Origin of the sequence: Cognatiyoonia sp. IB215446, assembly GCF_033963825.1 — a bacterium.
Classification (GTDB): domain Bacteria; phylum Pseudomonadota; class Alphaproteobacteria; order Rhodobacterales; family Rhodobacteraceae; genus Yoonia.
The window spans coordinates 535,747-548,705 of the sequence record NZ_JAXBMD010000001.1; the positions used below are offsets into that span (position 1 = coordinate 535,747).

Sequence of the window (12,959 nt, forward strand, 5' to 3'; positions counted from 1 at the left end):
ACTAGGCCTTTTTCTGAGAAGGCAGTTTTGAGACGAGCCTGAGCGAAACGGAAAGGCCCTCAAGCTGGTAATGGGGACGAAGGAAAAATTTCGACGTGTAATAGCCGGGATTACCTTCGACCTCTTCGACTTGCACCTCGGCCGAGGCCAATGGCTTGCGCGCTTTTTCCTCTTCAGGCGACGAGCTGGCATTGTAATCAACATAGTTGTTAATCCAATTTTGCAGCCATTCCTGCATGTCATCACGACCCTGGAATGACCCCACCTTGTCGCGCACGATGCATTTGAGGTAATGGGCAAAGCGGCAGGTGGCGAAAAGGTACGGCAGGCGCGCTGCCAGGTTGGCGTTTGCAGTCGCATCCGGGTCATCATATTCGGCTGACTTGTGTAGCGACTGCGCGCCGATAAAGGCCGCCGTATCAGAATTCTTGCGATGGATCAGCGGCATCATCCCGTTGGTCGCCAATTCGGCTTCACGTCGGTCTGAAATAGCGATTTCTGTTGGGCACTTCATATCTACGCCGCCATCGTCGGTGGGGAAGGTGTGGCTGGGCAGATTATCAACCGTGCCACCGGATTCGACACCGCGGATGCGCGTGCACCAGCCATATTCCTTGAATGACCGCGTGATATTCCTGGCCATCCCATAGGCGGCATTGACCCAGCAATACTTGTTCGACGAGGCACCTTCGGTGTCTTCTTCGAACGCAAATTCCTCAACCGGATCAGTTTTCTCGCCGTAGGGATGCCGGCCCAAAAAGCGCGGCATGGCCAAGCCAAGATAGCGACTGTCCTCGCTTTCGCGCAGGCTGCGCCAGCTGGCATATTCGGGTGTCTGGAAAATCTTGGTAATGTCGCGCGGGTTGGCCAATTCCGACCAGCTATCCATCTGCAAAAGCGATGGGTTGGCGCCGGTGATAAACGGTGCATGCGAGGCTGCGGCCACCTTTGACATCTCACCAAGGATTTCAACATCCTGTGGCGAATGGTCGAAATGATAATCGCCCACCATACAGCCGTAAGGTTCACCACCGAATTGGCCATATTCTTCTTCATAGAGCTTTTTGAAGATCGGCGACTGATCCCAGGCGGTCCCTTTGTATTTCCGGAGTGTCTTCGACAGGTCTTTCTTTGAGATATTCAGAACACGGATTTTCAGCTGTTCTTCGGTCTCGGTATTGTTGACCAGGAAATGAAGACCACGCCACGCGCTTTCCAGTTTCTGATAATCCTGATGATGCAGGATATGATTGATCTGCTCGGTCAGCTTCTTGTCAATCTCCGCAATGATCCCTTCGATTGAGCGCAGCGCGTCGTCCGAGACCAATTCTTCGTTTTCCAGCACCTGTGCCGCGAGCGTTTTTACTGCCTCTTCCACGGCAGTCTTGGCCTGCTCGGATTTGGGCCGAAACTCCTTTTCAAGAAGATCCGCGAATTCGGACGATGCAAAGATCGTTTCCGTTTCGGCCGCTTGCGTCTCTTTTGCTGTCTCGTTCATGACCTATTCCTCGTTCTCCGGTTTCGCGGCAGGCGCCGAGGCCAAAGCCTTGAGCAAATCGGGGTCCTTGATCACCTCGGCCACCAAGTTCTCCGCACCGGTCTTTCCGTCCATGTAAGTGGTCAGGTTTGCCAATTGGGTTCGCGCATCCAGCAATTTTTTTAGCGGCGCGACCTTGCGGGCGATGGCGGCTGGCGAAAAATCGTCCATGCTTTCAAAGGTCATGTCGATTGCCAGATTACCTTCTCCGGTCAGTGTGTTGGGAATGGCGAAGGCTGAGCGTGGTTTCATCGATTTCATCCGATCGTCGAAATTGTCGATATCGACCTCCAGAAACTTACGATCTGCCACAGCCGGCAGTGGCTCTTCGGACTTGCCGGATAAATCCGACATCACCCCCATCACAAAGGGCAGTTTCACGTTCTTTTCGGCGCCGTAGAGCTCAACATCATATTCGATCTGGACCCTGGGGGCGCGGTTGCGGGCAATGAATTTCTGACTGCTTTTCGCCATGATTGATTTCCTTTTATGGGTGAGAGAGTGGTGCGGATGCCGGATGATCGGCCCGATCCGCGCTAGTCGTAGTCGTCATCTTCGTCTGAGGGCAGGCCACCAATCAGCGCCACGTTTTCAACACCCAGCGGCGCCATATCCTTCATGATGGTCACGAAATCTGCAGACACGAGCCGCTTGGCCCGGTTCAAGAGAATTGGCACCGGGCTGGAGGGTTCGTTGCGCGTGTAATACTCAACGATCCGGTCGAGCGCGTTGATCACGTCATTGGGCGAACTGACCAAGCCGGGTAGATGTGTGACTGCGGCTTGCACTGGCGTGTCAGATGTGGCCGGATCGTTGCTGGTGTCTTCCGGGGCCGCGCTGTCGGTGTAGACAGATAGTCGCTTCCTAATGTCGTAGATCATCTTGGAAAGCGGCGACAAGTCCGGGCCCAAAGTGCCGACATGCTCATCAAACGTGTCCGAGATCGCCTTGATATGCTCTTCCATCGCGACAATGGCGGCCATCCTTTCCGCGATCTTTTCAGGTCCTTCATCCTGAAAGGCCGCAGAAACTGTCTGCATCGCCGGCACCGTGTCCATGTCATCGGGCGCCGGGATGTCACCTGAAGCCACCTCCATATCCCGCAGGCTGAACTGCCCGAAGGAGCGGCTGTCCGTCAGCGGTGCTAACCGGAGCGCTTTTAGAACCGTGTCGCGGTTTGTCAGGCCCAGGATTGCGTTCACCCGCATCGTGGGATCGTCGTCGTCCTCTTCATCCAGTTGCGGGTGGACGCTGTCCCAATGCTCTTCGACCGAGCGCCGCATGTACTGCAGAACGACCTCAAAGGCGGTCAACCCTTCTGTCGCCAGAACAGCATTGGCCAGAATGACGGCCACCCGCAGGTCCTTTGTGCGGTCCAAAAGTGCTATGGCCAGATCAGCGACCTGCCCGTAATCGGGATCTTCTGCGGGGATAACCGCATCGCCGATCACCCGTTCTTCACCGGGCTGATTGGCCATCTCCAGTTCCGTGAAGGCGGGATCATATTCCAGATCTTCGCCGCTCGGTGCATCATCGCTGATGCTTTGCAGCATCTGGTCGAGATCAAGCATCGCGTGATCCTTTCGTTTGCGGGGGGTTCGTGCTGAAACGGGAATTGCTATGCATCCGGTTAATCCTCTGTCGCGTTGTCGGTTGCGCTGCCGTGCAATTGCCGTGCGGCCTCAACGAATTCGGTCTTTTCGGTTTGATTTTTGATGTTTTCCGACAGGTCCCGGATCAGATCCTGAACCGACGCGGATTTCGCGGCCTGTCGCTTGACCAGAATGGTCGTGATCGGACCGAGATAGGGTTTGAGAAGCGCGATCAGCTGCTGCAGGTCGCGGTCTTGAACACCTGCGGAAACGGGGCCAATATTGCTGGCAAGCAGCCGCATGATGGAATCGCGCAAGTCATTGCGTTCATCGACCTGGGTGACTTCCTTCAGGACCAGTTCCAGCAGCTCTTCGGTGTTTTTGGCGCTGGCGGCCGCACGCCGCGCAATCACCTGACCCATCGGACCAATCTTGGTGACAAGATTGTGCTCAACCTGCGCCATCGTCTCTGACGACATCTGGCGCAGCATCGTGTTGGAGGCCGATCTCGCCAAATCAGATGCTTCACGAGACGCGGTGGGCAGACGAATAGCCGCTGCCTCGTGCCCAGACGCTTCTGCCAATGCGGCCTGCATCTCGGCAGCGCTGGCAAAGCGTTGCACCGCGTCGGGGTTCATCGCTTTCAGAATGACATCGTCCAGTGCTTGGGGGATGCCGGGCACAAGCGCGCTTGGTGGTGTCACATCGCCCGACTGAAACGCGATGATAAGGGCTTCGATACCCCCGCCTTTAAATGGTTTCTGGCCTGTAATCAGTTCGTAGAGCAGGACGCCCATCGCATAGATGTCAGCCCGTGCATCCACATCCCCGCCCGAGAATTGCTCTGGCGCCATATAGGCAGGGGTGCCGATCATACCCGCGCCGGTCTTGTCCATCGCGGTGATCCGGGCGATCCCGAAATCGGTCAGCTTGATCGCGCCGCTCTCGGTCAGCATCACGTTGGCGGGCTTCAGATCGCGGTGCACGATGCCCGCCGCATGAATGCAGTCCAGCCCATCAAGGATCTGGGATGCAATTGTCATGACCTCCTGCAGGTCCAGGCCATCCGGCGATACCAGCCGATCCTCCAGAGTGATCGACCGGATCCGCTCCATTACCAGATAGGGCACACCTTCTTCCTGCAGGTATTCGAAGATGGTCACCAGATTTGGGTGCAGCACGCGGCCTGCCGCGCGGGCCTCGCGGGCGAACCTTTCCAGCCAATCGCCATCGGCAGACGCATCAATCAGATGCTTGTGGACCGTCTTGATCGCGACTTGTCGGTCGATGTCCGGGTCATGCCCGGCATAGACCACACCCATCGCGCCCTCGCCCAGAATGCCATCGACAAGATACTTGCCGATCCGCTTTTGGGCGCCGGGCTGTATGATGGTATGATCAGTCATCGATCATCCTCATCGCGCTTTCCAGGCTGCGCCGCATCCGGTTGAAAGACAGCGAGAGTGAGCTGATCTCGTCTTTGCCGGGCTTTGCGTATTCGGGGACCGAAAAGTCGCCCAGACTGACCTGTTCAGCCACCTGCGACATGCGCGCGACGGGGCGCAAAACGATACGGCTCAGCATGATGTTGGTTACAATCAGAACCAGCAAAAAGGCGATCACCAGTGCCGAGCTCAGGATGAGGCTTGTTTCCTGAGAGCGTTCATCGACCAGCGCCATCGGTGCCGAGATGAACTGGGCACCCACGGTTTCGCCCAATTCCCAGCCAAAGCCGTTTTCCGAGCCGTAAAGGTCGACCATCGCAGGGGGAGCAATTTCAGGGTTCGAATGACATCTCAGGCACCCTTCCTGCTCAATCGTGATCGGAAAGGCGACAGTCAGGATGCGTTCCCCGTCCTCCTCGACAATGGCCGACAGCTGATCCAGCGACTGATCTGCGCGGAATTGTTTGATCAGGTCTTCTTCCAGCGCGTTAGGCAAGTCGGCCGGGTTGGTGGGGTTCAGGGCTGCTTCCTTGTAGCTGTATTGCGGGAATTGCTGCCGGAAAATCGCAAAGACCGTGCGTGCGGCGTAGGATGTAATGGACTCGGGCAAAAACAGGATGTCGCTGTCGTCGGACAAGAGCGGGTCGATGCTGTTCAGCGTATAGGACCGCACTGCCGTCGCGTTGGCGCGCAACAGGCCGATTTCGCGGTGCACTTCTTCGATGGCCGATTTCTGAACAATCCAATAGGACATGCCCGTTGCGGCGCCGATGCCGATGGTGCAGGCCAAAATCAGAACGATGTTGTATTTCAGACGAAGTCCCATTCGGTCTGACCTTTCGTTAATGATTGCCGAAAAATGCGTGATGAATGCAGCGGTGCATGGCCTATCCCTGTGATTTCAGATCAAGCAGCTGCCGCCGCGTCAGAAACCCTGTGGGGTCTTCCGAGCGCGTGCCTTGAAAAGCGGTGATGGCCTCGCGCGTCTGCGGGCCGAAAATCCCGTCGACCAGGCCTTTGTAATGGCCCAGATCGCGCAGTGATCTTTGAATGGACCGCTTTGCAGAGCGTGACAGCGACTGTTCGAGGATTTCCAACTCTTCCAGAGTTTCCGGTGCTTCTTGGACAATCTCGACTTCCGGCTCAGGATCGGACGGAACCACCGGGGCAGGTTCCGGCTCCGCCACGACCTCTGGTGCTTTCCTGAGGAAAATCGGGGTCGTCGGTAGCGCCGAGACAGAGACGCCCTCATGCACGACCATGCGGCGGAACATGGCACCGATTTCAACGTTTTCGTTGTTGCCCGCCGCCGCAATGACCTGGAGCACCGGTTCGGCATCTACGTCGCTGACCACGATCACCGGACTGGCGCCAGGCACAGGATCGGGGGCATTCACGACCTGACTGACCTCAACCGGTAGGCCGTCAAGCGGGTCGCTGACCGTCGTTATGACAGCGCCACCCTGTTCTGCCTGTGCAGCCGTGCGCGCAAAAGCCAGAAGCGGAATGGCTTCGGTGAAAATATCCGTGGGTCGGCCGACCCCATCTGTGTAGGAGACAAGACCTCTTCCATCAGCCAGCACATATTCCCGACCCTCGAAAGACACGGCGGGCATGTCCAGATAGACGAGCGTTGCGCTTGCATCTTCGGATTCGTCCGCAAAACGTCTAACCATCGAGCGCAATTCGGCATTGCTTGGGTTGTTCGAGCGCAGCGTTTCGACGCCTATCGCCTGCAATTGCTCCTGCACCACATTGGCACGCGTGTTTCCATCGCCGACAGACACAACAAGGGCGACAATGCGGTCGTCTTGCGCGTTTGCGACGCTTGCAAAAAGTCCAAACGCAGAAGTCAGCAGCAGGTGGCGCCGGGCGTTTTGACGCGGTTTTGTAAGGGGCCACGTCATGACTGCGCACACGACATGGTTGTATTGGTCACAGCCCGAAGGACTGCGCAAGCATTCAGCATTGGCATGGCGGTTCCTGATGTAACAACGGCGTCTTGCAGCGCCTGAGTGACTTCGAAGGTGGTCAGATCGGTGCGCGCGGCCAGCAGGAGCGCCACAACGCCAGACACATGTGCTGCAGAAATGGAGGACCCCGAGACATACCGGTGCCGGTTCCCCGGTGCGGCGCTGATGACATCGATCATCGGTGCGGGAATGCCATTGCTCTTCAGACCTGCTGCTGCAATGACGCCGGGGATCGCGGCGGGAAAGACCTTTTCCTGCGTTTCCCCTGACGCGGCGACGACCACGATGCCCGCGTTCAGGGCCGCCAGAACCAGATCTTCAAGCAAAGGGTCAAAACGGCCGCCGACGCTGAGGTTGATCACCGCGACCTGGTTCAGGATGGCAAAATTCAATGCGCGCGCCAGTGAGAAGCTGCTGCATCTGCCGGGCTGTCCATCCTCTTCCCAGCAGGCACGCAGACCGATCAACATGGCGTCCGGGGCAACGCCAACGATGCCGCTGCCGTTGGTCGCATCCGCTGCAATCACCGCTGCGATGGCGGTGCCATGCGTTTCGGCACTGTGAGCAGAGCTTGCGGCAACAAAATCACGGGTGTCCTGCAGTTGTCGGGCCAGATCCGCGTGGGCCTGATCAATCGCCGTGTCGACCACGCCAATGGTGACACCGCGCCCGGTCGAGACCGCATGCGCCTCCACCACATCCATACGATCCAGAGACCATTGCAGAGGAAAAAGCGTGTCGGTGTAAGAATGTGCTGAGACTTCAAAACTCTGCATCCGCTGCACTGTTTCGATACGCACATCCTGCCGCATGGAACGCATCAGCGCGTCGACGTCAGTGACGTCGGTTGCGTCAAAAACCAGGCAATGAACGTCGATGGATTGTAGGGGCCATTCGGCTGTCAGCGGCACGCCAAATGTGGTCTCAATCCCATCGGTAACCGCAGAAAGACGGGCGCGATCTGCCAAGGCCACAGTTAGAATAAGGTATTTGTCCGAGCTGATCTGATCGGCATCGGCAAGACGCCAATCCTCGGCTTCGGCATGCTGCGCCTGACCCGTCGTGGCCATGGTGAGGCTAAAAAACATCATGAGGAACAGGCGCGCCAAGGTCATTGCGCGACCTCGGTTGCGGCAAAAGCCACCTCGGCAGTTTCAATAAGCGCGACAGCCAGAGCATCCGCATCTGCATCAGTTGGCACAGATGCCTGATAAACCCCGGTCTCAGACGGACCAACAATCAGTGTCAGACCAAGCTCTGCCAGCCGCGCGCTCAACTGATCTTCCGAGACACCTACGGCCAGTTGAAACTTAATCACATTCCCCGCAGGAATATGCGCATCTGTAGTAAGCGTTTGAAATGCAGGCCCTTCCGGCGGCATCAGCATGACGAGGGCGGCCATTGCGGCAACGCTGACAAAGGCGACGGTTCCGCTATGTCTCCTGACAAACTGCTCCCAAAGATCGAACTTGGGGCTGCGGGCCCGCTCTTCCGCCTTGATCTGCGATTGAAGCGCTTGCCAGTTTCGCGCAAGCGGAACATCAAAAAGGTCCGGCTTGCGCACCTCACTTGCAATGTCCCGCTGCCGCATGATTTCGGCGGCGAAATCTGCACAAGTCTTGCTTTTCGCCTTGATTTCGTCCGCCTGTTTCGCGGGCAGGGACCCATTCACATACCAAGGGATAAGTTCCCAAAGCGCGTCACGGCGGCCCGCCGGACCCCAGTTTTGTCCGTTATGCAACTGCATTCTCACTACCTATGTTGATGTCTTCTGACAGCATGGCGCGTAAGCGGCGGCGCGCTGTCATCATGCGCGTCTTGACCGTGCCCACCGGGCACCCAAGGATTTCGGCAATCTCGGTGTAGAGATAACCGTTGTAATAAGTCAGCTCGACAACCGCCCGCAGATCGGGGTTCAGTTGCTTGAGCGCCCAGGCAAGATCGGTTTTTGTGATGACGGCGTCGGCAACGTTTGTGTTGTCGCTGACCATCCCTTCATCTAGTTCCACGTCGCCCCGCCGTGCACTGATTTTGCGACTTTGTTTCAATGACATGCGGTACGCGATGCCAAAGATCCATGTGGACACTTTCGAGCGACCCTCAAACCGTGCGGCGGTCCGCCAGACCGTCATCAGCACGTCATTGGTGACCTCTTCGGCGGCTTCCTGGCTGCCTGTGATGCGCTTTGAAAACCGCACCAGTTTGGGGAAATATTTGCTGTAAATCTGTTCAAACGCCGCCATATCGCCTTGGGCAATCGCAGCAATCAAAGCGTCGTCTGACGCGGCCTTTGTCTGGGTTCGGATTGATTTCAAAATACGCATGATGCGGTTTCACTTTCTCGTCTTGGGTGATTAGTCCCGCACGGCGGCAAAAAGGTTCATCCCTTGGCCAAACGCGTTCTGCGGGAGGTCAATGCACGGGTTGGTGGTCAGTGTTGGGAGGCAGAGGCGCGTTTGTTGCGGTGAAATTGGGCCGCGAGGGGTACTGGGTAATATGCTATTAAGTAATTGAAATAAAACACGTCTTTATCTCCTGATAAGAGGCACCTGCAAAGCAGGCGACAGATCATATTCAGGGCGCACTTGGTGTTTCGCGCCGCTGAACTCAGGTCTAGAAACGGTCTGTGGGGCGCAGCGTTGGAACGAGCGTTGTAAAAGGCGTGGATTCTGGATTCTCGCCCGTGCTCCAACAACGACGCAATAATTTATATTTTATTTTCAATGATTTGTGGGCCATCGAAGCCGATACATTTTTTGGGCCATCTGCTTGGCCTTGCGATTTCAAGGAGTGGAGGGGCGTTCTCACGCCACCCACGTCGTCATCTCTGAAAGCAAAAGAAGGTCAAGCGGTACGCAGCACCCAGCGCCTTGGCCTGACGGCATGAGGGAGTGTTTTTTCTCTGTTTCAGGATTCATGAGCCCTGCTACGTGCCAAGGGCTTGTAAGCCTATGAACTGAAATTGAGAAACCCGGTTCAGACAAGTCAGCGAAACGGAGGATCGCAGTGCCCAAAAACCGCCTTCGAGCTTTTCTAAGAATAATACCCAGTGCCGCTGCGTAACTTGATCAAACGATAACTGGAAAGTGACAACGACAGTGGCGGCAACGATACAACATACAAAAACGGTCGAAGGCGGCATGTTTGTATCGGTGCTTGATCGCCTTTTCAGCGTGATCGATCCGTCGTTCGCATCGCCTCATATGACGAGGCCGACACATGCTTAACACGTTTGAAATCAACGTGATGAGCGAGATGTCGCTTTACAAGCTGGGCACCGAAGTGCCGCTTGTCTCGTCACGCAAAACCCGCGCATTGCTGGCCTATCTGGCGATCACAGGAACGTCGCATCGCCGTGAACATCTGTGTGAGATGTTCTTTGACAACACAAATGATCCGCGTGCCGCCTTGCGATGGTCGCTCAGCAAACTGCGCCCACCGTTGAAGGACCAGACGGAATCAAAACTGATCACGTCGGATGACAGTATCAGTCTTGATATGACCGGCGTGCACCTTGACGCCAATTTCGTGCGCAGCGTCCATAACGACGCCAAAGCGACGACCAAACAACTGCGTCAGGCGGCAACTTTGCTCTCGCAACGACCACTTTCCAGCCTGGCTTTGTCGGGGTCGCAGGACTACGAACTCTGGCTTTTGAGCGAGTGCGAAGAACTCCAGGCACTACGCGGTGGCATCATCCAGAAGCTCGTCAAAGCAGCTGATACGCCAGACCCCGAGGCTGTCAAATGGTTGCGCCTATGGTGCCGTCTGGAGCCGTTTTCCCACGACGCGCCATTTGAGCTTTGGCAAAAGCTGACGTCGCTTGGTCGCAAAGACGATGCAAAGACCGTCTTGAACCACTACAAACTGCTGATGGCCGAAGATGCGCAGGACTGGACAACGCCTGTTCCGGCCATTGGGCAGCCGCGGCCCGTTCTCCATAAACGTCAGCAAATCGGCTTCTGCAAAACGCAGGACGGTATCAGGATCGCCCATGCAAAGGTGGGTTTGGGTCCGGCTTTGGTCAAAGCGGCCTCTGGTCCAGGTCACCTGGAACTGGAATGGAACAGCCCTGTCTGGAAAGAGACGTTTCAGGCACTCGCGGCCAACAACACCTTTATCCGGTATGATGGGCGCGGGACCGGTCTATCTGAACCGCATGTTGATGCGATCAATCTTCAGTCTTTTGCCGATGACCTTGCAGCGGTCGTTGATACGCATGATCTGGACCGGTTTCCTCTGCTTGGCACGTCACAAGGATGCGCAACGGCGATCCAATATGCGCTTGCAAATCCCGATCGGGTCTCCGCGCTGATACTGATCGGAGGCTACGATACAGGATGGCGTATCGGTGGCTCAGAGGTTGAGCGCCAGCGCCGCGAAGCGATGCTGACCCTAGCCCGTCTGGGATGGGATCAGACCAACCCAGCCTGCCGCAACGTGGTCTCACAAACGCTGATGCCAGACGCCGATCAGGCACGTTTGGACTGGTTCAACGATTTCCAACGTCACACGGCCTCTGCCGAAAATGCAGCCCGCATCGAAGAGGCTTCAGCCGCAATCGACATCGCCGACCTGCTGCCGCAACTCAATGTTCCAACACTGGTTCTGCATGCCCGCGGCGACGAGCATGTCAGCGCCGCATATGGCCGCAAGCTGGCGGCAGAAATCCCACATGCACAATTTGTGACTTTGGAAAGCCGCAATCATCTTCTTCTGGGCGATGAACCAGCTTGGAAGGTCTGCATGGACGAAATCACTGCATTCCTACTTGACCACGGCTGACCGGAATTCCGGCAAGCCGATGCTGTCGGTTGCGAAGTGCAACTTATTGGTAGCAGCACTGTCAGCTTGACGTATGGCCCGTCAGTCGTTTCATCCATCTGACAGACCGAAGTGTTTCTAGATCGTTTTCTAGCCCCAATGCTATGCGCCACTTTCTTGCGAGGCTTTTGGAATCGGCAGACGCATGTTTGGGGACCGATGCCGTCGGATACGATCATACCGTCCGAGTCATGCATTGATTACAACCTACGCCTGTTTGATAGTGTGGAGCCCTTGCATTGAGAACTACCCGGCGAAGTGCGCTGACTAAGCGCTGATTGTAGCCATCCTCTCAGAGTGATCCGGTATAGATCCGGATTGGCTTGACTCCCAGCTTCCTCGACCAGTCTTGAAGTGTCGCCGTGATGAACGCCGCGCCATCTCGGAACACATTTTGGCGAATATCAAAGCGGCAACTCATTTATCTCAACATCAAGTGCTTTGGCGGCTTTGTCCATGCCAACGGCCTGCATCCGCAGAAGATCGAGGCTGGCAGCAAGGTCTTCCGCACTCATATCGCGGGCGATGACCACCACGCGGCTGGTTTTGTCTTCATGTGTCCAGCTCTTGAGCGGGACAGGCGGATCAAAGATGTGCTGGACGCCATGAAAAACAAAGGGCCAGTTCATACCTTCCACATGCAAAATGCCTTTGATGCGGAGTATATTCGGCCCCTTGATGGTCATGAGTGTTTCAAGCCAGAAGTCGAAGACATCAGCGGCAACCGGCTCTGCCATTTCGATGGATGCCGAATTGATGCGGTGGTTGTGATGAGCGGGTGCGGCGTCTGTCGGCGCTGACAACGCGGCAGGTTTATCGGGCTTTGGTGCGAAACCTGACAGCCCGGCCAAGGGGTCGGGTGGCGCCGCACCGGCACCCAGCCATTTGGAAACGACGTCAGGCGTTACATTGGCACGCATGGCGGACAATCCGAAGAGCTTCTTCGTGGCGACATGCCCATGGGCGGCACGCACGCGTGTTGCTGTTGCGTTGATTTCGGCGATTTGCGCTTCGAAACGCGCCAAAGCTGCGGGCGTCACCAGATCCAACTTGCTGAGTACGATCAGGTCCGCCATCGCGACTTGGCTCGCCGCTTCGAACTGCTTTTGCAGCGTGGTGGACCCCGTCGCCGCATCGGCCACGGTCACAATGCCGTCCATCCGAAAATAGGGGCCGACCAAGCGATCCACCACAAAGCTGTGCAGAATGGGGCCGGGGTCGGCAATGCCCGTTGTTTCGATCACGACCCGGTCGAAGGCCAGTGATCCACTGTTTCGCCGTGCAATGAGTTTGCCTAGAGATTTCATCAGGTCGCCGCGGATTGAACAGCACAAACATCCCGATGGGAGCAGGATGGTTTCTTCGGTGGATTCTTCAATCAAATCATGATCAAGGCCCACATCGCCGAATTCGTTGATCACAACCGCAATACGGCCCGCGCCCGGGTCGCGGATAAGACTGTTGAGCAATGTGGTTTTGCCAGCGCCAAGGAATCCCGTCAGCAGCGTCACCGGAACACGCGTGTCTTGTTTGTTCATTGTGACAAAGCCCCCCTTTACATTGCAGCCAACCTGCGCGCATATCGTTT

Annotated in this window: 11 protein-coding genes; 1 reads left to right on the top strand and 10 read right to left on the bottom strand. The window is 56.5% G+C overall.

The window, feature by feature from the left end:
- Position 1 precedes the first annotated feature (1 nt).
- The 9 genes from tssC to SLH49_RS02740 all read right to left on the bottom strand — a co-directional run bounded on the left by tssC (position 2) and on the right by SLH49_RS02740 (position 8,871).
- Positions 2-1,498: a type VI secretion system contractile sheath large subunit gene (gene tssC, locus SLH49_RS02700; protein WP_320267631.1), complete on the bottom strand. Its 1,497-nt coding sequence runs from the start codon at positions 1,496-1,498 to the stop codon at positions 2-4.
- 3 nt (positions 1,499-1,501) lie between these two features.
- Entirely contained in the window at positions 1,502-2,011 is a 510-nt protein-coding gene (tssB, locus tag SLH49_RS02705; protein WP_320267632.1) for a type VI secretion system contractile sheath small subunit, read from the bottom strand.
- Positions 2,012-2,073: 62 nt separating this feature from the next.
- Positions 2,074-3,108, bottom strand: a complete 1,035-nt coding sequence (gene tssA, locus SLH49_RS02710; RefSeq protein ID WP_320267633.1) for a type VI secretion system protein TssA — start codon at positions 3,106-3,108, stop codon at positions 2,074-2,076.
- 59 nt (positions 3,109-3,167) lie between these two features.
- Positions 3,168-4,535 carry a serine/threonine-protein kinase gene (locus SLH49_RS02715; protein WP_320267634.1) on the bottom strand — a complete coding sequence of 456 codons (1,368 nt, stop codon included), beginning with the start codon at positions 4,533-4,535 and terminating at the stop codon, positions 3,168-3,170.
- Positions 4,528-5,400 (bottom strand): DUF3365 domain-containing protein, encoded by an 873-nt coding sequence (locus SLH49_RS02720; RefSeq protein WP_320267635.1) that lies wholly within the window; start codon positions 5,398-5,400, stop codon positions 4,528-4,530. Before SLH49_RS02720 ends, SLH49_RS02715 begins: the two co-directional genes overlap by 8 nt.
- 61 nt (positions 5,401-5,461) lie before the next feature.
- Complete coding sequence (locus SLH49_RS02725; RefSeq protein ID WP_320267636.1) at positions 5,462-6,481, bottom strand: peptidoglycan-binding protein; 1,020 nt, start codon at positions 6,479-6,481, stop codon at positions 5,462-5,464.
- Positions 6,478-7,662: a S8 family peptidase gene (locus SLH49_RS02730; protein WP_320267637.1), complete on the bottom strand. Its 1,185-nt coding sequence runs from the start codon at positions 7,660-7,662 to the stop codon at positions 6,478-6,480. The genes SLH49_RS02725 and SLH49_RS02730 overlap by 4 nt, the downstream gene beginning before the upstream one ends.
- Positions 7,659-8,294: a hypothetical protein gene (locus SLH49_RS02735; protein ID WP_320267638.1), complete on the bottom strand. Its 636-nt coding sequence runs from the start codon at positions 8,292-8,294 to the stop codon at positions 7,659-7,661. The genes SLH49_RS02730 and SLH49_RS02735 overlap by 4 nt, the downstream gene beginning before the upstream one ends.
- Complete coding sequence (locus tag SLH49_RS02740) at positions 8,281-8,871, bottom strand: RNA polymerase sigma factor (protein ID WP_320267639.1); 591 nt, start codon at positions 8,869-8,871, stop codon at positions 8,281-8,283. Before SLH49_RS02740 ends, SLH49_RS02735 begins: the two co-directional genes overlap by 14 nt.
- Before the next feature lie 895 nt (positions 8,872-9,766).
- Between SLH49_RS02740 and SLH49_RS02745 the strand changes: the two genes are divergently transcribed.
- Entirely contained in the window at positions 9,767-11,332 is a 1,566-nt protein-coding gene (locus SLH49_RS02745; RefSeq protein ID WP_320267640.1) for an alpha/beta fold hydrolase, read from the top strand.
- Positions 11,333-11,775: 443 nt separating this feature from the next.
- Here SLH49_RS02745 and SLH49_RS02750 read toward each other — a convergent pair whose 3' ends face one another.
- Positions 11,776-12,909, bottom strand: coding sequence for a GTP-binding protein (locus SLH49_RS02750; protein WP_320267641.1), 1,134 nt, complete (start codon positions 12,907-12,909; stop codon positions 11,776-11,778).
- Between the last annotated feature and the right edge of the window lie 50 nt (positions 12,910-12,959).